17 protein-coding genes, 1 other RNA gene and 2 pseudogenes are annotated in these 21,284 nt (G+C 70.7%); 12 read left to right on the top strand and 8 right to left on the bottom strand.

Annotated elements, in window-relative coordinates; translation table 11 throughout:
• Positions 1–23: 23 nt before the first annotated feature.
• Together BS80_RS42180 and BS80_RS35900 are read right to left on the bottom strand one after the other, a co-directional pair.
• On the bottom strand, positions 24–2,018 hold the full coding sequence (locus tag BS80_RS42180; protein ID WP_051967639.1) for a S9 family peptidase: 1,995 nt from the start codon (positions 2,016–2,018) through the stop codon (positions 24–26).
• Positions 2,015–3,622, bottom strand: coding sequence for a protein kinase family protein (locus BS80_RS35900; RefSeq protein WP_035805857.1), 1,608 nt, complete (start codon positions 3,620–3,622; stop codon positions 2,015–2,017). The genes BS80_RS42180 and BS80_RS35900 overlap by 4 nt, the downstream gene beginning before the upstream one ends.
• 381 nt (positions 3,623–4,003) lie before the next feature.
• Here BS80_RS35900 and BS80_RS35895 point away from each other — a divergent pair, with 381 nt between their 5' ends.
• From BS80_RS35895 to BS80_RS35885, 3 genes are all read left to right on the top strand, one after another.
• Positions 4,004–4,846, top strand: a complete 843-nt coding sequence (locus BS80_RS35895; protein ID WP_035805855.1) for a Nif3-like dinuclear metal center hexameric protein — start codon at positions 4,004–4,006, stop codon at positions 4,844–4,846.
• A gap of 83 nt (positions 4,847–4,929) precedes the next feature.
• Positions 4,930–5,673 carry a zinc ribbon domain-containing protein gene (locus BS80_RS35890; RefSeq protein ID WP_035806955.1) on the top strand — a complete coding sequence of 248 codons (744 nt, stop codon included), beginning with the start codon at positions 4,930–4,932 and terminating at the stop codon, positions 5,671–5,673.
• A 4-nt stretch (positions 5,674–5,677) separates the two neighbouring features.
• Positions 5,678–6,862 carry a bifunctional RNase H/acid phosphatase gene (locus BS80_RS35885; protein ID WP_035805852.1) on the top strand — a complete coding sequence of 395 codons (1,185 nt, stop codon included), beginning with the start codon at positions 5,678–5,680 and terminating at the stop codon, positions 6,860–6,862.
• A gap of 12 nt (positions 6,863–6,874) precedes the next feature.
• Here BS80_RS35885 and yaaA read toward each other — a convergent pair whose 3' ends face one another.
• On the bottom strand, positions 6,875–7,666 hold the full coding sequence (gene yaaA / locus BS80_RS35880) for a peroxide stress protein YaaA (RefSeq protein ID WP_035805850.1): 792 nt from the start codon (positions 7,664–7,666) through the stop codon (positions 6,875–6,877).
• Between the two features lie 142 nt (positions 7,667–7,808).
• Here yaaA and BS80_RS35875 point away from each other — a divergent pair.
• Together BS80_RS35875 and rnpB are read left to right on the top strand one after the other, a co-directional pair.
• Positions 7,809–9,284, top strand: a pseudogene (locus BS80_RS35875) (DHA2 family efflux MFS transporter permease subunit); the annotation flags it as partial.
• Positions 9,285–9,289: 5 nt separating this feature from the next.
• Positions 9,290–9,690, top strand: an RNA gene (rnpB, locus tag BS80_RS38430) — RNase P RNA component class A.
• Positions 9,691–9,873: 183 nt separating this feature from the next.
• Here rnpB and BS80_RS35870 read toward each other — a convergent pair.
• Positions 9,874–10,863, bottom strand: a complete 990-nt coding sequence (locus BS80_RS35870) for an XRE family transcriptional regulator (RefSeq protein WP_232246771.1) — start codon at positions 10,861–10,863, stop codon at positions 9,874–9,876.
• 478 nt (positions 10,864–11,341) lie between these two features.
• Between BS80_RS35870 and BS80_RS35865 the strand changes: the two genes are divergently transcribed.
• From BS80_RS35865 to BS80_RS35855, 3 genes are read left to right on the top strand one after another with little or no spacing between them, the layout of a single operon-like run.
• Positions 11,342–12,334 carry a Gfo/Idh/MocA family protein gene (locus BS80_RS35865; RefSeq protein WP_051967637.1) on the top strand — a complete coding sequence of 331 codons (993 nt, stop codon included), beginning with the start codon at positions 11,342–11,344 and terminating at the stop codon, positions 12,332–12,334.
• Entirely contained in the window at positions 12,331–13,584 is a 1,254-nt protein-coding gene (locus BS80_RS35860; protein ID WP_035805845.1) for a DegT/DnrJ/EryC1/StrS family aminotransferase, read from the top strand. The genes BS80_RS35865 and BS80_RS35860 overlap by 4 nt, the downstream gene beginning before the upstream one ends.
• Positions 13,581–14,024, top strand: a complete 444-nt coding sequence (locus BS80_RS35855; protein ID WP_083975742.1) for an NUDIX domain-containing protein — start codon at positions 13,581–13,583, stop codon at positions 14,022–14,024. The genes BS80_RS35860 and BS80_RS35855 overlap by 4 nt, the downstream gene beginning before the upstream one ends.
• A 196-nt stretch (positions 14,025–14,220) precedes the next feature.
• Here the strand turns inward: BS80_RS35855 and BS80_RS35850 are convergent, their stop codons facing one another.
• Positions 14,221–14,700 carry a macro domain-containing protein gene (locus BS80_RS35850; protein ID WP_035805844.1) on the bottom strand — a complete coding sequence of 160 codons (480 nt, stop codon included), beginning with the start codon at positions 14,698–14,700 and terminating at the stop codon, positions 14,221–14,223.
• A gap of 112 nt (positions 14,701–14,812) precedes the next feature.
• Here BS80_RS35850 and BS80_RS35845 point away from each other — a divergent pair, with 112 nt between their 5' ends.
• Positions 14,813–15,172, top strand: coding sequence for a hypothetical protein (locus BS80_RS35845; RefSeq protein ID WP_035805843.1), 360 nt, complete (start codon positions 14,813–14,815; stop codon positions 15,170–15,172).
• A 32-nt stretch (positions 15,173–15,204) separates the two neighbouring features.
• Here BS80_RS35845 and BS80_RS35840 read toward each other — a convergent pair whose 3' ends face one another.
• On the bottom strand, positions 15,205–16,344 hold the full coding sequence (locus tag BS80_RS35840) for a PucR family transcriptional regulator (RefSeq protein ID WP_035805841.1): 1,140 nt from the start codon (positions 16,342–16,344) through the stop codon (positions 15,205–15,207).
• An 87-nt stretch (positions 16,345–16,431) separates the two neighbouring features.
• Here BS80_RS35840 and BS80_RS35835 point away from each other — a divergent pair, with 87 nt between their 5' ends.
• The 3 genes and pseudogenes from BS80_RS35835 to BS80_RS41400 all read left to right on the top strand — a co-directional run.
• Positions 16,432–17,487: a ferredoxin reductase gene (locus tag BS80_RS35835; protein ID WP_035805839.1), complete on the top strand. Its 1,056-nt coding sequence runs from the start codon at positions 16,432–16,434 to the stop codon at positions 17,485–17,487.
• Between the two features lie 7 nt (positions 17,488–17,494).
• A complete protein-coding gene (locus BS80_RS35830; protein ID WP_035805838.1) occupies positions 17,495–18,613 on the top strand; it encodes a fatty acid desaturase family protein in 1,119 nt (372 codons plus the stop codon).
• Positions 18,614–19,306: 693 nt separating this feature from the next.
• Positions 19,307–19,543 (top strand): annotated as a pseudogene (locus tag BS80_RS41400) (tyrosine-type recombinase/integrase); the annotation flags it as partial.
• Between the two features lie 149 nt (positions 19,544–19,692).
• Here BS80_RS41400 and BS80_RS40075 read toward each other — a convergent pair.
• Entirely contained in the window at positions 19,693–20,154 is a 462-nt protein-coding gene (locus BS80_RS40075) for an SUKH-3 domain-containing protein (RefSeq protein WP_083975741.1), read from the bottom strand.
• A 603-nt stretch (positions 20,155–20,757) separates the two neighbouring features.
• On the bottom strand, positions 20,758–21,273 hold the full coding sequence (locus BS80_RS35820) for a hypothetical protein (protein ID WP_157536774.1): 516 nt from the start codon (positions 21,271–21,273) through the stop codon (positions 20,758–20,760).
• Between the last annotated feature and the right edge of the window lie 11 nt (positions 21,274–21,284).

Genomic DNA, 21,284 nt, shown 5'->3' with positions numbered 1-21,284 from the left:
AAAGCCATCGAGGCACGTGCGCCTCAGCCGACCCGCCCGGTGCGCAGGAACCCCGCGAGCAGCTCGTGCAGCGCGGTCGAACCCTCCTCGGCGAGCAGTTCGTGCCCGGCACCCGAGGCCTCGACGTACCGGAAGTCGACGCCCTCGACGCGGCCCTGGCGCAGCAGTTCGTGCCGCAGCGCGCGCGACTGGCCGACCGGCACGGCCTCGTCCCGGTCGCCGTGCAGCATCAGCAGCGGCGCGGTGAGTCGGTGGACGAGCCGGAGCACGTCGCGCGGGCCGCGCTCGTCGTCGATCGGGTCGGCGCCGCCGAGCCGGGTGGTCAGCGCCTGGACCGCCGGTGACGCCTCGGCCAGCAGGCGGGCCCCCGACAGGAAGGGGGCGACCACCGCGCAGCGCGAGATCCGGTCGGCGGGCGCGTGGGCGGCGGTCAGCAGGGCCAGGAACGCGCCGTAGCTGACCCCGAAGAGAGCCGGGGCCTCCAGGCCGAGCGCGGCGCGCTGCCCGGCCAGGCCGTCCAGCAGCATCAGGACGTCCGCCAGGTCCGGGCCGCCCCAGGCGCCGTGCACGGCCATCGCGTGCGGCAGGCCGTACCCGGTGCTGCCGCGCTGGTTGGGTGCCAGTACGGCCAGGCCGGCGGCGGCCAGCCGTTGCAGGGCCGGGTCGAACTCCAGCCGCCAGGCGTCGGCCGGACCGCCGTGCAGCGCGACCACCAGGTGTGGACTGCTCAGCCAGGCCTCGTCGCCGTAGAGCACGGACTCGATCGGGCCGGCCGGGCCGGCCAGCTCCACGCTGCGCGCGGGGAGCCAGCGGCCGCCGTCGGCGGGCGGGGCACTGCCGTCCAGCCGCCAGCCGGCGCGTCCGACGGTGGGCGGCGGGCTGGTCCTCGGTGACTGCGGGCCGATGCCCCGGCCCGCGCCCAGCGGCGCGAACTGCAGCGGCAGCGGGACGGCGCCCGCGGCGGGTCCGGCGGCGGACGCGAGCAGGGCGTCGACGTCCAGGGTGGCGAGCGCGGCGGGCCGGTCCGGCGCGGAGTAGGGCATCCGGAGCCCGGCCGCCGACCAGTGGCCCACCGCGCCCAGTCTCCCGGGCGGCACCGGGAGTGGTTCGAGCCGTCCGTCGGCCGGGCGCCACAGCGCGAGCGTGGAGGCGGCGCCGCGGTCGATCTGGACGGCCACCCGGCTCTGTGCCGCCTCGGGGGCGCCCGGCTCCAGGGCGACCGGGCGCGGGAACAGCCCGGGCAGCTGGAGGCATTCGGGGAAGCGCACCGGCTCCGGGCTGCCGAGCACCCCCCAGCCCAGCCGGTCGGTGCCCGGCGCGTCGCTGCGCAGCACCAGGAGCCGGGTGTCCGGGTCGAACAGCACCAGGCGGTCGTTGCTGCTCTCGGCGATCTCCAGCAGCGGGGTCACCGAGCCGTGGTCGAGATCCAGGACGACGCTCTTGACGGCTCCCGCGTGCACCCGGTCCAGCGCGAGCAGGCGTCCTGCCCGGTCCAGCCAGACGCCGCCGCCGTGCAGGCCGGGGAACTCGGCGACCTGGCGCGGCTGGCCGCCGTCCGCCGTGATCAGCCAGACGGTGGTCACCGGGCCGGCCTCGCTGCCCAGGGCGATCGCGACCGGTCGGCCGGGCGGTGCGTCGGCCGTGTGGGCCGTCGGCAGTGGGAGTAGTCGCAGGCCCGGCAACTGTACGGTGGCCAGCGGGAGTTCGATGGTTCTCCGGTCGGGGTCCGGGTCGGCGGCGAGCAGGACCAGGTCGTGCCGGTCGCGCTCGTGCCGGCAGAGCAGCACCCGGCCGTCGGGCAGCGAGACCAGCTGGGAGTGCAGACTCTCCGAGCGGCCGCCGGGCAGCGGCAGCGCGGTCGGGTGGGCGGGCTCCGCGCCGTCCAGCCGCCAGCTCTCGGTGTACCAGCGGCCGTCGGTGCCGGCGGCCAGGCAGGCGGCGTGCGAGCCGTCCGGCGCGAAGGTGAAGCTCAGGCGGCGCAGTGAGCGGGTCGCGGTGGCGTGCAGGGCGGCGCTCATCCGGCGGCCGCAGGGGTGCGGGGGAGCGGGGTGGCATGTCGCAGCCGGAGCAGGAAGGCCAGCGGGTGGGCGATGTGGGCGGGGGCCTCAGGGAGTGGTGGGATCAGCAGGTGGCCGTCCCGCAGGGTTGCTCCGGCCGCCAATTGGCGGGCGGCGTGTTCGGCGCCCGAGCGGAACCGGGCCTCCCCGGTGGCCTCGGCCAGATCGAGCAGGAACGCGCCGTCGTCGGCCGGTCCGTGGCAGCCGCAGGCGTCCGGGCGGCCCAGCAGCGTCAGGCCGGCCGCGTGTGCGCGGTCGAGCGCGGCCCGGTCAGCGGTGGCCCGCCAGCGCCGGAGCTCTCGCAGGCCGACGGCGGCCGCGCTGCCACAACCGTCGCGCGCTGCGCCGCCGTCCGGGCGGTCCGGGCGGCGGCAGGGCAGTGGCAGGCGTCCGGCGAGGCGGTCGGCCCGGGCGGCGAGGCCGGGATCGTCGAGCACGTCGGCCGCGTCGCGCAGTGCCCGCAGGTCGGAGCCGTCGAGCAGGGCCGGGATGCCCCCGGCGGCGCAGCGTCGCGCCAACCAGTCGGCGGCCGTCCGGGCGGTCCGGGCGGCGCTCGCGCGCAGTTCGGGCGGCAGGCCGGTGGTGACCGCGGCCCGGACCAGCACGGCGAGGGCCGGCCCGGCGGGGAGGTCCGGCCAGAGGCGGTCGGGCCGGTGCGGGGTGATGCTCTCGGCGAGGTGGCGCAGTCCGTCGTGCAGCACGCGCTCCACCGGCGGCGCGGTGGGCCGGTCGGTGGGCCGGTCGGTGGTTGGGTCCGCCGCGGGTGGTCCCAGCGCCTCGCGCACCCGGGCCGGCTGCCAGCGCTGCTGCGGGCGCTCGGCGCGGAGGCCCAGCACGGCGGGCGCGAGCCGGCGGGCCGTCAGCCCGTCGCGGGCCGCCAGGCTCAGCCAGCGGCCCAGGGCCTGTCCGGCCGATCGCGTCGGGCGCGCGAGGTTCGGCCATGCGTGGACCGGGCGGGCCCGGGGCAGATCCTCGGGCAGCTGCGGGTGGTGGCCGGTGGCGAGCAGGAAGAAGAGGCCGCCCAGGGCGTACCGGTCACCTTCCGGTTCGGCGGGGCAACTCCCGTACCGGCGCCCGACGATGGACGTCGGTGCCTGCTCGGGGGCGCGGTAGCCCGGGCAGCTGTCCCGGTCCTCGCCCGGTCTCGCGTCGGTACCCGCCGGGCGGAGAGCCGCGAGGTCCACCAGGATCGGACGCCCGCCCGGCAGGACGATCACCCGGTCCGGTGCCAGGTCGCGCAGCACCAGGCCGGCCGCGTGCGCCCGCTCGACCAGGTCGAGCAGCGCCAGGGCCATCGGACGGGCCTCGGCCCACGGGACGCCCGGCGTGCCGTCCGTCGACAGCCGGGCGGCGACCCAGCTGTCCAGCGGCCGGCCCGGTGGGCGTTCCCGGACGGGCAGCGGCGCGTCGTCCCGCTCCACCAGGTGCAGCGGGCGCGGGGCGGGCCCGCTGCCGCCCGGCAACGCCCGCCGACCGCCGCCGTCCCCCGCCGCCCTGCCGTCCCCGGTCGACCCCCTCCCCTCGACGGGGTCGACCGGCTGGGCCTCCCCGCCCCGGTCGTCCACCGGTCCCGGTCCCCCAGCAGGCCGCAGTGGTGTGCGTGCCCACATCTGCCTCACACCCCTCGGTTGTCCGGCTGTTCCGGAATCGGTCGTGGCGGTCGTGGCGGCCGTCGGCGGTGCCCGACCCCGCGCCCGGCCCACCCGTGCCCTGTACGCCCCCGGGCCGGGCGGCTTGCGTGGCCGGGACAACTCCCTTTCGCCTCAGTGAAGTTACTTTCCGGCCCAGGACGGCTCAACGGCTACACCGGTCACTTCACTCATTAGGGTGATCCAGATCCGATTCGGCATCGCCACCCCCGCCCCGGTGTGGTGCGCACCTGTACGCGGCCCGGCCCGCACCGGCCTCTGCCCCGGTCGGGTGGCTGCGCGCGGTAGTCTCAACGGGTGCCGAAACTGTCCGACGTCATCAGCGTGCTCGAAGAGCGTTACCCGCCGCGGTGGGCCGAGTCCTGGGATGCCGTCGGCCTGGTCTGCGGCGACCCCGACGACGAGGTGCGGCGCGTGCTGTTCGCCGTCGACCCCGTCCAGGCGGTGGTCGACGAGGCCATGGAGTGGGGCGCCGACCTGGTCGTCACCCACCATCCCCTCTATCTGCGCGGCACCACCAGCGTCGCCGCGACCGGCTTCAAGGGCCGGGTGGTGCACACCCTGATCCGCGCCGGGATCGCCCTGCACGTCGCCCACACCAACGCCGACCACGCCGACCCGGGCGTCTCCGACGCGCTGGCCGAGGCGGTCGGCCTGCGGATCACCGGCCCGCTGGTGCCGGACCCGACCGACCCGGCGGGTCGCCGGGGCGGCGGCCGGATCGGCGAGCTGCCCGAGCCGATGGCGCTCTCCGCCTTCGCCGCCCAGGTGGCGGCCGGACTGCCGGCCACCGCGGCCGGCGTGCGGGTGGCGGGTGACCCGGACCGGCCGATCAGCCGGGTCGCGGTCTGCGGCGGTTCGGGCGACAGCATGCTCGCGGCCGTCCGGGAGTCCGGCGTCGACGCGTACGTCACCGCCGACCTGCGTCACCACCCGGTCTCGGAGGCCACCGAGGCCACGCCGCTCGCCCTGATCGACGCGGCCCACTGGGCCACCGAATGGCCCTGGCTGGCCGCGGCCGCCCGTGAGCTCGGGGTGGACGCGGAACGGCTCGGCTGGCCGCTGGAGACCCGGGTCTCCACCCGGGTCACCGATCCGTGGACGGCCCACGCGCCGATGCCCTTCACCGCCTCGCCCTGATCCCTCCGGATCTCCCGCGCCGGGACACCGCGCGCACCGACACGTCCGCCCCGCTCGACATCTTCACCTCAGGAGCCCCCCGCTTGAACGCCGCGCCCGCCGACCAGATCCGTCTCCTCGACCTGCAGGCCATCGACGCCAAGCTCGACCAGTTGGCCCACAAGCGCCGCTCCCTGCCCGAGCACGCCGAGATCGACAAGGCCACCGCCGACCACACCGCGCTGAAGTCCCTCGTCGTCGCCGCCGAGGCCCAGCTCAGCGACACCTCCCGCGAGCTGACCAAGGCCGAGCAGGACGTCGAGCAGGTCCGCGCCCGCTCCACCCGCAACCAGGAGCGGATGGACTCCGGCTCGGTCACCTCCGCCAAGGACCTGGAGAACCTCCAGCACGAGAACGGCTCGCTGACCAAGCGCCAGGCCGACCTGGAGGACGTCGTCCTGGAGGTCATGGAGCGCCTGGAGTCCGCGCAGACCCGGGTCACCGAGCTGACGGCCCGTCTGGAGCACTCCACCGTCGTCCTGGAGGAGGCCGTGGCCCGCCGCGACGCCGCCTTCGCCGAGATCGACGTCGAGGTCGCCAAGGTGGCCCGCGACCGCGAGACCGTCGTCGCGGTGATCCCGGCCGACCTGCTCAAGCTCTACACCCGGCTGCGCGAGCAGCAGGGCGGCGTCGGCGCGGCCCGCCTCTACCAGCGCCGCTGCGAGGGCTGCCGGGTGGAGTTCTCCACCAACGACCTGAACGCCATCAAGGCCGAGCCGAAGGACGCCGTGGTGCGCTGCGAGAACTGCGGCCGGATCCTGGTCCGCACCGCCGACTCGGGCAACTGATCCCGTGACGGCCCGCAGGTTCATCATCGAGGCGGACGGCGGCTCCCGGGGCAACCCGGGCCCGGCCGGCTACGGCGCGGTCGTCCGCGACGGTGACACCGGCATGATCATCGCCGAGGCGGCCGAGTTCATCGGCCGGGCGACCAACAACGTCGCCGAGTACAAGGGCCTGATCGCCGGTCTGCGGGCCGCGTACGAGATCGATCCGTCGGCCGCCCTGGACGTCCGGATGGACTCCAAGCTGGTCGTCGAGCAGATGTCCGGGCGCTGGAAGATCAAGCACCCGGACATGCAGCCGCTGGCCGCCGAGGCGCGCACGGTCTTCCCGCGTTCGCAGGTCACCTACTCCTGGATCCCGCGCGAGCGGAACAAGGACGCCGACCGGCTCGCGAACGAGGCGATGGACGCGGGCCAGGCCGGCCGCCAGTGGGAGCCGAAGGGCCGTCCGGCCGCTGGCGCCGCTGCCGTCGCTGATGCTGCTGGCGGCGTTGACGCCGCTGTCGTCGTCGAGGCCGAGTCCGAGACGGCCGCGCCGAAGGCCGGCTGGTCGCAGGCGGCCGACCTGGGCATCGCCACGACCTTCGTCCTGCTGCGGCACGGCGAGACGGCGCTGACCCCGCAGAAGCGGTTCTCCGGCAGCGGCGGCAGCGACCCCGAGCTCTCCGAGAAGGGCCTCTGGCAGGCCGAGCGGGCCGCCGAGGCGTTCGCGGCGCGCGGCAGCGTCGAGGCCGTGGTCAGCTCGCCGATGCGGCGCACCCGGCAGACCGCCGAGGCGGTCGCCCGCCGGCTCGGCCTGGAGGTCCGGATCGAGGAGGGCCTGCGCGAGCTGGACTTCGGCGACTGGGAGGGCCTGACCTTCGCCGAGGTGCAGCAGCGCCACCCCGAGGACCTCAACGCCTGGCTGGCCTCCAGCAGGGTGAAGCCGACCGGCAGCAACGAGAGCCTCGCCACGCTGAGCCAGCGGATCGGTGTGACCCGGGACAGGGTCCTGGCCCGCTACGCCGGGAAGACCGTGCTGCTGGTCTCGCACGTCAGCCCGATCAAGACGCTGGTCCGGCTGGCGCTGGGCGCCCCGCCGGACGCGGTCTACCGGATGGAGCTCTCGGCGGCCTCGGTCTGCGCGGTGCAGTACTACTCCGACGGCAACGCCTCGCTGCGGCTGCTCAACGACACCAGCCACCTGCGCTGATCCGTACTTCCGCTAGTGCACGTCGGTCACCACGACGTCGAGCTGCCACGGCTTGCGGGCGGTGCCCTGCGCCGCCACCTCGACGGTGTAGCCGAGCCCGCGCAGCGCGTCCACCAGCTCGTCCGGCGCGGTCGGTTCGGCGCCGGAGACCAGCAGGTCGCGGACCAGACGGCCCTTGGTGGCCTTGTTGAAGTGGCTCACCACCGAGCGCTTCCCGTCGCGCTCCTGGAGCACCCGGACGGTCGCCGTCCGGGCCACCAGCTCGCCGGCCGGCTTCCAGGACGCCGCGTACGCCGCGCTGCGCAGGTCCAGCACCAGGCCGGGCGCCTCAGCCGGCAGCACGTCCGCCATCTCGCGCCGCCAGTACGCTCCGAGCGCCCCCAGCGGAGGCAGTTTCACCCCGCCCGAGCAGCGGTAGGACGGGATCGCGTCGCCCACCCGGACCGCGCCCCAGAGCCCCGAGAAGACCAGCAGCGAGCGTTCCGCCCGGGCGTACGCCTCGTCGTCCAGCTTCGCCAGCCCGAGCGCGTCGAAGAGCACCCCGGTGTACACCTCGCCGGCCGGCAGCGTGCCCGCCGTCCGCAGCCCGGCGTTGCGGGCGATCTCGCCGCGCAGCCCCTGGCTCAGCCCGAGCACCTCGGCGGCGGCGTCCTCGCCGCCCCGGCAGAGCTCCACCAGCGCGTCCAGGACCCGGGCCCGCGCGTCGTTCAGCCCGGGCAGCGACAGCGCGGCGAGATCCAGCGGCGCGCCCTCCCGGGTGGGGGCCTTGCCCTCCGACGGCGGCAGCAGGACCAGGAACGGCATCGGTGGATCTCCTCAGAACGTGGAACTACGGGAAGCAATCTACCCGGGCCCGGCCCGCCGCCCGCCGGTCCGTTCCAGCTGGTGAGACCCCCGGGGACGGCATGGCCGCAATTCATCCCACCAATGCGACAATGCAGACGTGATGGACGAAAGCACCCAGCTGACCCGCCGCAGACGACTGTTGATCCTGGCGATCTGCTGCCTGAGCCTGCTGATCGTCGGGCTGGACAACACCATCGTGAACATGGCGCTGCCCTCGATCCAGCGCGATCTGAACGCCCCGGCGTCCGGCCTGCAGTGGATCATCGCTGCCTACACCCTGGTGCTGGCCTCGCTGCTGATGCTCTCCGGCTCGGTCGCCGACCGCTTCGGCCGGCGCCGGATCTTCCAGACCGGCCTGCTGCTCTTCGTCCTCGGCTCGCTGCTCTGCAGCATCGCGCCGAGCCTGGGCTGGCTGATCGCCTTCCGCGCGCTGCAGGCGGTCGGCGGCTCGATGCTCAACCCGGTGGCGATGTCCATCATCACCAACGTCTTCACCGACCCGCGCGAACGGGCCCAGGCGATCGGCGTCTGGGGCGGCGTGGTCGGCATCAGCATGGCGCTCGGCCCGCTGGTCGGCGGGCTGCTGGTGGAGAGTGCCGGCTGGCCCTCGATCTTCCTGATCAACGTCCCGATCGGCCTGCTCGCCTGGCTGCTGGCCGCCCGTTACGTCCCCGAGTCGCGGGCCGAACACCCGCGCCGGCTCGACCCGGTCGGCCAGCTGCTCGCGCTGGTCGCCCTCGGCGCCGGGACGGCCACCATCATCGAGGGCCCCGGCCACGGCTGGACCTCGCCCGCCATCCTCACCCTCGGCGCGGTGGCGCTGGCCGCGCTGACCGCCTTCCCGCTCTGGGAGCGGCGCTGCGCCGAGCCGCTGCTCGACCTGCGGTTCTTCCGCAGCGTCCCGTTCACCGGCGCGACGGTGATCGCGGTCTGCTCGTTCGCCTCGCTCGGCGGATTCCTCTTCCTGAACACCCTCTACCTCCAGGACGTCCGCCACTTCAGCCCGGTCGAGGCCGGCCTCTGGACGCTCCCGATGGCCGGGCTCACGCTGGTCTGCGCACCGCTCTCGGGACGGATCGTCGGCGCGCGCGGCCCCCGGGTGCCGCTGCTGATCGCCGGCGGCTCGTTCGTCGCCAGCGGCCTGCTGCTCACCGGCCTGAGCGCGACCTCCCCGGCGGCCCTGCTGCTCGTCGCGTACGCGTTGTTCGGGCTCGGCTTCGGCATGGTCAACGCCCCGATCACCAACGCCGCCGTCTCCGGCATGCCGCGCTCGCGGGCCGGCGTCGCGGCGGCGGTCGCCTCGACGAGCCGTCAGGTCGGGCAGTCGCTGGGCGTCGCGGTGGTCGGCACCGTGGTCACCTCGGCCGTGGTCGGCCCGATGGCGACGGGCTTCGCCCCCGCCAGCCACGCGGGCTGGTGGATCATCACGGGCCTCGGCCTGGTCGTCCTCGTCCTGGGCGTGGTCACCACCACCCCCTGGGCCCGCGCCACCGTCGCCGCCGCCCTCGCCGACGGCCGCCGCTCCGACCCGCCCGGTCCGAGCGGCCCCGCCCGACCGGCTACGATGACCAGTACGGCGGACGAGCCGGCCGGGCGGTCGCGTCGGGTCCCGTGAGGGTCCCGCCGAGGAACGTCCGGGCTCCACAGAGCAGGGTGGTGGGTAACGCCCACCCGGGGTGACCCGCGGGACAGTGCCACAGAAAACAGACCGCCTGCGGCTTCGGCCGCAGGTAAGGGTGAAACGGTGGTGTAAGAGACCACCAGCGACCGAGGTGACTCGGCCGGCTCGGTAAACCCCACCCGGAGCAAGGTCAAGATCGGTGCCTCCGGGCACCGTGCGCGGATGACCGAGGGCTGCTCGCCCGAGTCCGCGGGTAGACCGCACGAGGCTGTCGGCAACGGCAGCCCTAGATGGATGACCGCCTCCCCGAAGGCCGCAAGGCCGAGGGAGACAGAACCCGGCGTACAGGCCGACTCGTCCGTCCCTCATCTGAGGAGAGGCCTCCTGATCTGCGAGTGAGCAGGCCAGGAGGCCTTTTCTGCGCTTCGGATCTTGTAGTAGCTCGCTGACTCTTCGTGTCTTTTGCTGCCTGTTTCCGGGTGGTGAGTGGAAATCATGTGGAAGTGGGACTCGATCTTCTGGCCAGCGGGCTGCCGCCGCTCTGTCAGCTGGCCTTGAGGCGTTCGAGGAACTCCGGGACGCCGTCCACCTGTCGGTAGAGCCTGAAGGCCGGTGCGAGCTCGCGGACGAGGGCGACGCACCGTGGCGCGCCGATGCGGGTGGCCAGGTCCAGCGACTCGCCAGTGACCGCGAGCGCCTGTTCGACGTCGTTGGCCTGGAGGTAGCCCTTGGCCTGGTAGGTCAGGAAGATCCCGCGCGTCTTGTCCCTGGCGCGGGGCAATAGCGCCATGCCCTCAGCCATGCGCGCGTGTGCTTCGCCGGTTCGGCCGAGGTCCAGAAGGCATTGGCCCGAGTCGACGGCCAGGTCGGCCGGGCTCATCCACGCGCACCAGCCAGGTGCGGGGTCGGCGGCCTCGATGGCCAGCGCGGTTTCGGCCTCGGACAGGTCGCGATAGCAGGCAGAGCGATCACCGAGGGCGGCGTGGGCCCTGGCTCGGCGGAGGAACAGCAGCGACCGGGCGGTGGGGTGCTCGGTGCCGGACAGCGCGTATCCGAGTTGGTCCACCGAGACCTGTGGCTGGCCGAGCCAGTTCGACTGGTAGGCGAAGTCGGACAGTACTCCGGCGCCGAAGTCGCGGTCGTCGGCGGCGTGCGCGGAGTGCAGGGCAGCCCCCCAGAACTTTCCGGCCACCCAGTGCTGTCCGAGGTCGAATCGGTGCCAGCCGCAGGTGGTGGCGAGGGAGGCGGCGAGCAGGTGGAGCCGCTGACCGGTCGTTTCGCTGTAGCGACCGTCCTCGATCAGGTCGGTCACCGTGGCGAGGTGGGCGTCCATCAGGCGGATCGTGTGTTGGCGCTGTTCGGTGGGCAGAGCCGTCAGTTTCGCGCTGGTGTCCTCCAGCCAGTCCACGAGTTCCGAGTCCACCCGTTTGCCGCTGAGGGCCGAGGTGAGACGGTCCGGTTCCAGGGTGGCCCACTGGGCGGCGAGGCCGGCCAGTGAGACGGCGCTGTAGGTCATGAAGCTGCGGCGGTCCATGGCGGCTCTCTGTGCGTCTCGGAGTGCTTGAGCGGTGCAGCCGGACCCCAGCGGCAATGGTTCGTCTCGCCCGGGAAGCCAGTGGGGCCAGCCGTACGCCTCCGTGTCAGAGACCGGGACGCCGAAGGCTTCGGCGATCAGGAGCTGGGAGTTGAGGTCCGGTGTCTTGCGCCAGTGCTCCCACCTGCTGATGGCCGTCTTGTCGGCACCGGAGCGGAGTCCATGGCTGCGGGCGGCGATGGCGAGCCGGGCGACGAGGTCGCCCTGCGACCAGCCGCGCTGTTCGCGTGCATAAGCGAGGGGGTGCCGGATTGGGTCGTTCACGGGCCAATCCCATCATCGACAGTGACGGTGAGCCTACTGCCGGCGAGGGCGGGACAACCCCAGGACTACGGACAATGCCTGTTCGGTGGCTGTCCGTTGGGCTGTACTCGACACGCATCGACAAGTTCCCTTGCGAAGCGGAAGGAGTCTGCCCATGAAGCGACGCGCTGCGGTCATCGGTCTCGGCCGCCAGGCTCTCGAAGACCACCTGCCCGGCTTGCTCGGTTCCGGCAGAGCCGGACTGGTCGGGGTCTGCGACAGCGACCCTGACGTTCTGCGCCATCGTCGGAGATCGTTCCAGGTACCGGCTTTCACCAAGGTGGCCGACCTGTTGGAGGCGGTGGAGCCGGACTTCGTGATCGTCGCGGTCCCGCATCACGCGGGCCGGACCGTGATCGAGGAGTGCGCCGCCCGAGGCGTCCACGTCCTCAAGGAGAAGCCGTTCGCCATCTCGCTCAGCGAGGCCCGCGAACTCACCGCCATCTGCGGTGCCGGGCGAGTGGAGTTGATGGTCACGCTCCAACGCAGGTTCAACCCGATCCACACCAGCATGCCGAGTCTGCTGGACCAGATCGGCACCCCGTTCCTCATCGACGGCCAATACACGTTCCACGCCGACGACCCCGGAGCAGGCTGGCGCGGGAACGTGGAGCAGGCCGGTGGCGGCTGCATCATCGACATGGGCTACCACCTCATCGACCTGCTCCTCTGGTACTTCGGCATGCCCAGCCGGGTGATAGCCGATTTCTCCGCCTCCGCCCTGCCCGACGTCGGCTACGACGCCGAGGACACCGCCGTCATCCAACTCGGTTACGACGCCGATCTGTACGGATCGGTCCTGCTGTCGCGCTGGGCGGCCCCGAAGACCGAGAAGCTGCACGTCGTCGGCACGCGGGGCGCTGTGTTGCTGACGAGAGACCAGGTCCAGCGACTCGACCTCAACGGCAGGGTCGTGGAGGAACTGACCCGCCCGCAAGCCCCCGCGAGCGTGGCCAGCGCCCAGATCGACTACTTTTGCCGGGTCCTGGACGGTCAGCGCCCGAACACCTCCGGCCCTGAACAGCACTTGGCCCACGCCGCCTTCATCGCCGCCTGCTACGAGTCCAAGGCAGCCGGGTGCTACATCAACCCGAAGGAGATGCTGTGACCTCCACCCTCGCTCTGCTCGGCGGAGTACCCGCCGTGACCGCCAGCGGTCCTCACTTCGAGTGGCCGCCGATCGACGGCACCACCCGTTCCAAGGTCGCCGCCCAGCTGGATGCGGCCGTGTCCATTCCCGGCCGGGCCGGCATCGTCGCCGAGCTGGAGGACGGCCTGCAAACGTACTTCGGCGTGCGGCACGCGGTCACCACGAGCTCCGGCACGGCAGCTCTGCACGCGCTCTACTCGGCCGTTCGGATCAAGCCCGGAGACGAGGTGATCGTTCCGGCCTGGACCTTCCACGCCACCGCCTCTCCGCTGTTCCACTTCCGCGCGGTGCCGGTGTTGTGCGAGACCGGTCCGGACGGCAACATCGACCCGAACCGGGTCGAGGAGCTGATCACGCCGCGTACCCGGGCGCTGATGGTCACGCACCTCTGGGGTCGCCCGGCCGACGTGGCCGCTCTCGCCGAGATCGCCCAAGTTCACGGTCTGGAGCTGTTGGAGGACGGCTCGCACGCGCATGGCGCCAGCGTCCAGGGGCAGAAGGTCGGCACCTTCGGCATCGCCTCGGCATTCTCCCTGAACGGTCCCAAGCCGCTGAGCGGGGGTGAGGGCGGGTTCGTCCTCACGGACGACGATGACACCTACTACCGGGTGCTGACGTTCGCCCACTGCAACAAGCGGTGCAGGTCGGAGATCCCGCAAGGCCATCCACTCGCGCGGTACGCGGTCACCGGGTCCGGTCTCAAGCTCCGTATCCACCCGCTGGCCGCCGCGCTCGCCGTCGACCAACTCGGTCGGCTCGACGGCTACCTGGCCGGCCGGGCGGAGATCGCCCGGCGCCTCACCGAGCGGTTCAGCCGGGTACCGGGGTTGGAAGTCGTGCCGGTGAACGATGGGGTGGTCCCCTCCTGGTACGGATTGACGCTCACCTATCGGCCCGACGAGCTGGGCGGTCTGCCCATTGAGCGGTTCCAGCAGGCCCTGCTCGCCGAAGGTGCGGTGGAGTTCGACCGGCCGGGATCCACCCGTCCCCTCCACGAACTGCCGCTCTACCAGAACCCCGACCTGCTGTTCCCTGGCCACCCGCACCACCACCGGCAGTACTCGCCAGGCGCGTTCCCGGTCGCCGAGCACGCCTACCGGCACACGATCAAGCTCCCGGTCTGGCATCGTGAGCAGGATCTCGCGCTGGCGGAGCAGTACGTCCGCGCGGCCGTCAAGGTGAGCGACCACCACGAGGAGTTGCTGTGACCATCCCCTCCGCCGAGTTCCTGGCCGGCCTCGTCAGCGACGCCCGGCGGGACGGCGTCACCCGCCTCGTAGCCGCTGCCATTGTGACCGATGGCGACCGGGTCCTCCTGGTGCGGCGCAGGCCTGACGACTTCATGGGCGGGATGTGGGAGATCCCCTCGGGCAAGGTCGAGGAGGGCGAGAGTCTCCTGGAGGCGCTCCACCGTGAGACCGCCGAGGAGACCGGCCTGATTATCGACGGCGTACACAGCTACGTCGGGCATTTCGACTACCCGAGCAGTCGCGGCGGCACGACCAGGCAGTTCAACTTCGCTGTCACGGTCGAGAAGAGCGAGCCGGTCGCCCTCACCGAGCACGACGCCCACCAGTGGGCCGTGCCCAGTGATCTGCCCGAGGTGAGCGACGCAGTGCGCGGGCTGATCGCGCGTCGCGACAGCTGAGAACGAAGCTGCCGTCCGGGGTGTGGCGATACGGTGGCGATTGGGCCCACCCGGACGGTGTTCTCACAGGTCACTGCCCTGAAGAGACTGTTCCCGGCGTACAGGCCGACTCGTCCGCTGCCACCAGCAGCTTTGCCCCGGAGAGGGCCTCTGACCTGCGTCGGAGGCCCTCTCCGGTTTTCGGGGGCTTGATAGGTCAGTCGTGGTCGTACACGGTCACGGCGATGCTGCGGCCCGTCAGCCGCGCGAGGACCAGTGGTTCGACCCGCTCCCATCGGCCGCCTGACAGCCCGCAGCCGATGCGGGGCATGTGGACGGACGCGCCGAGCTCGACCGCGCGTTCGGCGAGGGCGTCCAGCGCGGTGTCGATGGCCTCGTAGCGCACGGGGACGCCCTTGCTGCCGGTGCGTATCCCGCGCTGGCCGACCATGTTGGCGACCCACAGCAGTCGGTCGACCTGCACCACCTGGACGGCTCCGAGGCCGAAGTCGTTGCCCGCCCGCTCACGGTGCCAGCGCCGGTACGCCGTCTCGGGCTCGGGCCAGCGTCGGGAGAGGGCCAGGACGAAGCCCTTGCCCCAGCCGCCCAGGTCGTTGCAGACATGCGCGATCACCTTCGGGCCCTTGCCCAGTGGCGTGGTCGCGTCGCCCCGCACGTACTCGATCCCCGTTGCCATACCGCGCACGGTAGCGGGTGGCACTGACAACGAGGCAGTGATTATCCCGTGGTCCTCGGCTCGGGGTGGCTACTACGGTGGGCAGTCGATCAGGTGAGCGAAGGAGACCACGATGCCTCAGGCAGAGCTGACGACGCTGTGGCGTCCGACCGGCCCCGAGGAACTCGCGCTGGTCGAAGCGTCGGGTTGGCGGGCCTGGCCGCCGCGCCTGCCCGAACAGCCCATCTTCTACCCGGTGCTCAACGAGGACTACGCGATCCGCATCGCGAGGGACTGGAACGTGCCCGCCTCCGGGGTCGGTTATGTGACCCGGTTCGAGGTCGACGCCGAGTTCCTGGCGCGCTACCCGGTTCGTCAGGCGGGTGGCGAGACGATCCTGGAGCTGTGGGTGCCGGCCGAGGAGCTGGCGGAGTTCAATCAGCACATCATCGGCTTGATTGAGGTCGTCCACGAGTTCCGGCCGCAGGCGTGAGCGTCTAAACGCTGGACCGTTCGAAGGACACGTCAGCCCACCCGGAGACCGACCGCCAGCGTCAGTTCGAGGACCCGCTGCGGCGATCCGAGATCCGGAAACAGCTCCCGTAGCTGCGACATCCGGTACCGGACGGTCTGGGGATGGACGAACAACGCCGCCGCCACCTCGTCCCGCCTGCCCTGGTGCAGCAACCACGCCCGCAACGTCTCCTCCAGCCGCCGCGCGGTCGCGGCAGGCAGGGTCCGCAGCGGTGCGAGGGCTCGGGCGCGCAGGTCGGCGAACGCGTCCGCGTCGGCGCTCAGTACCAGCTCGGGCAGGTGCTCCTCGGTGTCGCGGATATCGGAGGAGAGGGAGCGCGCCCGTACGGCTCGTGCGTAGGAGGCGGACGCACGCGTCCATGGCCGGGCCGGGCCGACCACGGTGGTGCGGTCGGGCAGCTGCCTCAGGAGATGTGCTCGGTCGGCATCGGGGACGAAGAGCACGCCGGAGGCGTCCGGCAGATCGTCCAGGACAAGGGTGCCCGGGTCGAGCGTGCGGTAGGCGGGCCGGGCCTGGGCGGCGGGCAGCAGGACTGCGGTCAGCGAAACCGGCGGCTGCCACCCGGCCCGTTGAGCGGCAGCAAGGAGCACGTCCGGGCTCGCGCCGGCGAGGAGGTCGCGGGCGAGTTGTTCCAGGTGGCGTTCGTGGGCCCGGCCCCGGGCGGCCAGTTCGTCGGCGTGGCCCGCGGCGCTCGCGGCGGAGAGCTCGTCGATGTAGGCGAAGGTCAGCTCGGCGAACTTGGCGACCTCGGCGGCGGGCAGACCTGCGGGTACGGCACCTGCGGCCAGGCCTCGCCAGGCCACGCGGGCGCCGACCCGGTAGGCGCTGAGCAGGGCGTCCATCGAACGGCCGTCGCGGACCTCGCCGCGGCCCAGCTCGTAGGCCGCGTCGCCGGCGTCGCCGCCCGTGGCGTTCCCGCTAGCGAGGTCCAGGTAGAGGCCCAGGGCGGTGCGGACGGCTCGGCGGATGGTGGCGCCCATGCGGCCCGAAAGCGCGTTGGCGTAGGGAGGGACCTCGTCGATGATCGCCTGGACGACCTCGTCGGCGGTGGTCCTCAGCGCGGCCCGAAGCGCGGCGACCGTCGTCTCGTCCAGGACCAGTTCGCTGGCCCTCCGGATTGCTTGGCTCACGTTTTTGTTCCTTGCGAACAATTCCACCGATCAGATTCACGTCCTACGTACAGGACTTTACCCTCGGAAGCGCACCAAGCTGGGGTCATGACGACTGCAGCCCTCCGCAGTAGGGCGTGGAAACTGCTGGAGATGGTCACGACGCCGCTGCTGCCGTCGGACTACCTCGACCTGGTCAGCCCGCTGCGCGCGGGTGCCGACCTGCGGGGGCGCATCGAGGCCGTGCACCCCGAGACGGGTGACGCCGCGACCGTCGTGATCAGGCCGGGACGGGACTGGCGCGGCCACACGGCCGGTCAGTATGTGCGGATCGGGGTCGACGTCGACGGGGTGCGCCTGTGGCGTGCCTACTCCATCACCTCGCCGACCAACCGCCAGGACGGCCGCATCACGATCACCGTGAAGGCGATCGCGGACGGCAAGGTCAGCAACCACCTGGTCCGCGGGGCGAAACCGGGCACGCTGATCCAGCTCGGCCAGGCGACCGGTGACTTCGTGCTGCCGGAGGCCAAGCCCGCCAAGGTGCTCTATCTGACGGCCGGCAGCGGCATCACGCCGGTGATGGGCATGCTGCGCGACACCGGGCTCGAGGACGTCGTCCTGGTCCACTGCGCGCCGCGGCCGCATGACGTGATCTTCCGCGACGACCTGCACGACCTGGTCGCGGACAAGAAGCTGCGGCTCATCGAGGTGCACACCGACACCGACGGCAGGCTCGACATCGCCCGTCTCGACGAACTCGTCCCCGACTGGGCCGAGCGCGAGACCTGGGCGTGCGGGCCCGCGGGCCTGCTCGACGCCGCCGAGGAGCACTGGACCGGGCACGGCGTCCCGGAGCGCCTGCACACCGAACGCTTCCGTCCCAGCGTCGTCGTCGCCGGCGACGGTGGCCAGGTCACGTTCAGCACCACCGGCAAGACCGTCGACGCGGACGGCGCCACGCCGTTGCTGGACGTCGGCGAGGAGGCCGGCGTGCTCATGCCGTCCGGGTGCCGGATGGGCATCTGCTTCGGCTGCGTCACGCCGCTCAAGGCGGGCGCCGTCCGCGACCTGCGTACCGGCGAGATCACCGAGGCCGAGCCGGGCGTCCTCATCCAGACCTGTGTGTCCGCCGCGGCGGGCCCCTGCGACATCGAACGGTAGGAGCGCCTTGACCGCCATCGACCCCACCGCCCACCTGACCGCGGAGCAGATCGAGGAGCTCGGCCGCGAGCTGGACGCGATCCGCGACGAGGTGATCGCCGGCCGCGGCGAGAAGGACGCCGCCTACATCCGCAAGGTCATCTCGGCGCAGCGCAAGCTCGAGCTGGCGAGCAGGGGCGTGCTGCTGTTCTCGATCTTCCCGCCCGCGTGGCTGATCGGCACCGCCGGCCTCTCCGTGGCGAAGATCATGGAGAACATGGAGATCGGCCACAACGTCCTGCACGGCCAGTGGGACTGGATGCGGGACCCGAAGATCCACTCCACCACCTGGAACTGGGATCACGTCTCGCCGGCCGACCAGTGGAAGCACTCGCACAACGAGCTGCACCACACGTACACCAACGTGATCGGCAAGGACAACGACCTCGGCTACGGCATCATGCGCGTCGACGAGGACCAGAAGTGGCACCCCTTCCACCTCGGCCAGCCGCTGTGGAACTTCCTCAACGCCTGCTTCTTCGAGTACGGCATCGCCGCCTACGACCTTGAACTCGGCAAGAACCTGCACAAGCGCCGCCGCAAGAACCCGGAGTTCCGCGCGCGGGTCAGGGCCGTGGGCCGCAAGATCCGCAAGCAGGTGCTCAAGGACTACGTGATCCACCCGCTCCTTTCGGGCCCGTCGTTCCTCACCACGCTCGCCGCCACGTTCACCGCGAACCTGGTCCGCAACCTCTGGACCCACTCGGTGATCATGTGCGGGCACTTCCCCGAGGGCGTGCAGGTCTTCGAGCGCCGGTCGATCGAGGGCGAGACGCGCGGTCAGTGGTACCTGCGCCAGATGATGGGCTCGGCGAACATCAGCGGCAGCAAGGCCATGCACTTCATGACCGGCAACCTGTCGCACCAGATCGAGCACCACCTGTTCCCGGACCTGCCGAGCAACCGGTACGCCGAGGTCGCGGTGAAGGTGCGCGCGCTGTTCGAGAAGTACGAGCTGGCATACGTCACCGGGCCGCTGCCCAAGCAGGTGTACTCCGCGTGGCACAAGGTCTTCCGGCTCTCACTGCCGAACAAGAAGCCCAAGGTCACGACCCCGGACCGCGAGCGGGAACTCGTCGCGGCCTGATCCCGGTAGGGGTTCGAATCCTTCGGCCGTACCGGTGGCACCGCCGGTCTCGGTGAGATCCATTGGAAGGCCCGGTTCGCCACACCCAACTCGTTGACGTGGGCGTACCGGTGCCCCGGACGGTTCAAGGCATCGGAGCGGTCCTCTGCCGCCTGCTCATCAACCGACTTAGGTGCGTTTTCCTGACACAGAGCAATGATCGGACCTGTGGCTCGGCACGGTGAGGGCATGCTCTCCTGAGGATCGATTCCTGGTCACCGATGAGACCAACGCACCAACGTCGTTTGGGAGGCTACGCCCTGTGCTTACCTTACTGAACTTGATTGAGTGAAGCCGGGCTGTTCTCCTGACGGCGCGGGTTCGGGTCCGGTAGATAATGGCGGGAGTGCGGCGAGGGCGGGGTCCACGTTCCGCAAGGCGTAATGAGTCCTTACCCCACCACTTGCTCCCATCGGGCGCCGGTCGAACCCGCCTCTGACTCGCCTGCTCTCGGACGGCCCCTGCACCGGCCTCATGCACTGGTCCAACCCTTGTCGGTCGGCGACGTCGGGCCAGCTCCAGCGGGCTGGTCCCGCCGTGAGCCGCGTAGAGAAAATCTGGACGCACGCCTCCGGCCGGCACCGGGGGTTGGGAATTGCGAGCCTGCCGGAGTGGGGTGGCTGGTCAGCAGAGCCGGACGCGGGTGATGACATAGACCTGCGGCACTCGACCGCGACTCTCCTTCTCGAACAGGGCATCGAACTCGTCGTGATCAAGGAGCTCCTTGGCCACGCCCACATCGGCGTCACCGCCACCGTGTATGCCCACGTCCGGCTCCGCCTCCAGCGTGACGCCATCGACCTCCTCAGCCGCACGCTCGGCAAGCCTCCCGAGGCCGCCACCGAGCCCGACAACGACGACGACCCGCCGCTTTGTGCAGCACTCGTTCGCGACGTTGCCGTCAACTACTGCCGTCAAGGCACGACGCATTTTCGCAGGTGCGCACCATATCCCTACGCGGAGGAGCCTCACCGAATCACGCTTCGGTGAGGCTCCCCACAGGCATTCAAAGAGGCCAGGCGCCCGACAGACCCCACGGATCAGATCGGAGACAAGTCCGCTCTCCGGCCAATAGCTTGAAGCGCGTGGTATCCATCATCGGCCACTTTGGCGAGAAATCGGTCATGCCCCCCGTATGTGGCCCCATCCGGCGCCATGTACAGAAATAGGTTTCCGCTCGCCGAATAGCCGATGGGGCACAGTTCGACGCCAAGTCTCTCCTCGTAATCCATCACGAGCGACCGGGCGACCTGTTGCGCCGAAAATGCCCCAGAGACCAGGCATCCATGCGTTCCACCGACTGCCGGATGTCGGGGGTAATCAAACTGGAGACCGCTACACTCCGACATGAATTCTAGAACGGAGCCGGAAGCGGCGTACCCCTCAGTTGACCATGCCTCAAGATCGCCCTGCAGATCGACATATCGTCCGGGGAACCATCCGATTCCTTCCAGGAAGTCAATCAAATTGGCATCCCTGGCCGGAAAGTCGAGCAAACCCATTAGTTCACCGCCTCCCTTGCGCCGCCGCCACCCAACAGGAATCGACAATTGTCGCAGGATGGGAAATTCAATCCAGTTTTTCTGACAATGGTGGCGTACCCAACCTCATCAAGGCGCGCCGTTGGCACCTTGAAGAGCAGATTATTGCAGGCGTTGAATTCTGCACATTCACCAGCTGGCCATGATTCCAAGGGCCCTCCGTGCTGCTCCATCAAATCATCGAGGCGCCCGCGCAGTTGAGGATGAATCCGTGCAGGTACTGTGCCGCTCTCCCCATATGCCCACTCCCCTGTGTAGGTATCGCGGGCGACCGCCCCAGCAGTATTGGAAGTGGTTGACTTCGCCGATTCGGCTGGCCAAATCGTGCAGATCACAGTTGTGGACGAGGGCCGGCGTCGTCCCCGCCAGCACATAGTACGTGTGCGGATTGATGAACAGCGAGGCGGTGCGAGGGCGGCCGAGCATGTCAGCCTTCCGCTCACCTTCGATGCAATCCCAAGTAAGACGATGAGAGGCCTGCCCAAAAAGGTGAATCTGGGCAGGCCTCTCATCGTGCCTCAGCTTTTCACTTGGCCGTTACGATATCATTTCGACAACAGATGATCACGACCACTCCTCCTCCGGAGAAAACAGCGCGTTATAGACCTTCGCGTGCTCAATTCCCGGAAATGTCAAGTCAATAGCTGCGGCCAGCTGAACGTCCGAAAGTACACGGAAGCCCCGTGTCATCAGTAGCCGCAATACATCCCGCTCAAAGTCGGACGAACAGGTTGCATGTGAATGTATAAATTTGACAGCCCTTTCATCATGCGATCTGGCAAAGGTGACATACGGGCCGACCATCGAAAGACGGACGAAAAACAAGCCGTCCAACTCAAGCATGTAGGTGAAGCACACGTCACAGTTGATATCAGTGTCGTCCGTCACGCTGGCCATCGCGCCCAAGGCGCCGATGAGATCTCGGTACGGTTGCTGCCGCGCAGCGGTCAGCGCGAAGGCCCTTCTTGGATTACGGAGATCCTCATACGCAATTCGCACATTTTGCATCAACTCGTCCCAGGCCTGCCAGGGCCAGGAGAGTTTCGCGTCTGCAGAATTCCGCTTCTTCATCTCACTCATCAAAGTATTCG

Source organism: Kitasatospora mediocidica KCTC 9733, from assembly GCF_000744225.1.
GTDB lineage: Bacteria > Actinomycetota > Actinomycetes > Streptomycetales > Streptomycetaceae > Kitasatospora > Kitasatospora mediocidica.
Note: the sequence above shows the minus strand (reverse complement) of the source record. Positions and strands in the feature narration are given on the sequence as shown.

Coding starts and splice junctions, on each gene's coding strand:
- BS80_RS35865 (WP_051967637.1), top strand. CDS start 11,342: ATGAAGCGACGCGCTGCGGTCATCGGTCTCGGCCGCCAGGCTCTCGAA.
- yaaA (WP_035805850.1), bottom strand. CDS start 7,666: ATGCCGTTCCTGGTCCTGCTGCCGCCGTCGGAGGGCAAGGCCCCCACC.
- BS80_RS35820 (WP_157536774.1), bottom strand. CDS start 21,273: ATGAGTGAGATGAAGAAGCGGAATTCTGCAGACGCGAAACTCTCCTGG.
- BS80_RS40075 (WP_083975741.1), bottom strand. CDS start 20,154: ATGGGTTTGCTCGACTTTCCGGCCAGGGATGCCAATTTGATTGACTTC.
- BS80_RS35870 (WP_232246771.1), bottom strand. CDS start 10,863: ATGGACCGCCGCAGCTTCATGACCTACAGCGCCGTCTCACTGGCCGGC.
- BS80_RS35850 (WP_035805844.1), bottom strand. CDS start 14,700: ATGGCAACGGGGATCGAGTACGTGCGGGGCGACGCGACCACGCCACTG.
- BS80_RS35845 (WP_035805843.1), top strand. CDS start 14,813: ATGCCTCAGGCAGAGCTGACGACGCTGTGGCGTCCGACCGGCCCCGAG.
- BS80_RS35835 (WP_035805839.1), top strand. CDS start 16,432: ATGACGACTGCAGCCCTCCGCAGTAGGGCGTGGAAACTGCTGGAGATG.
- BS80_RS42180 (WP_051967639.1), bottom strand. CDS start 2,018: ATGAGCGCCGCCCTGCACGCCACCGCGACCCGCTCACTGCGCCGCCTG.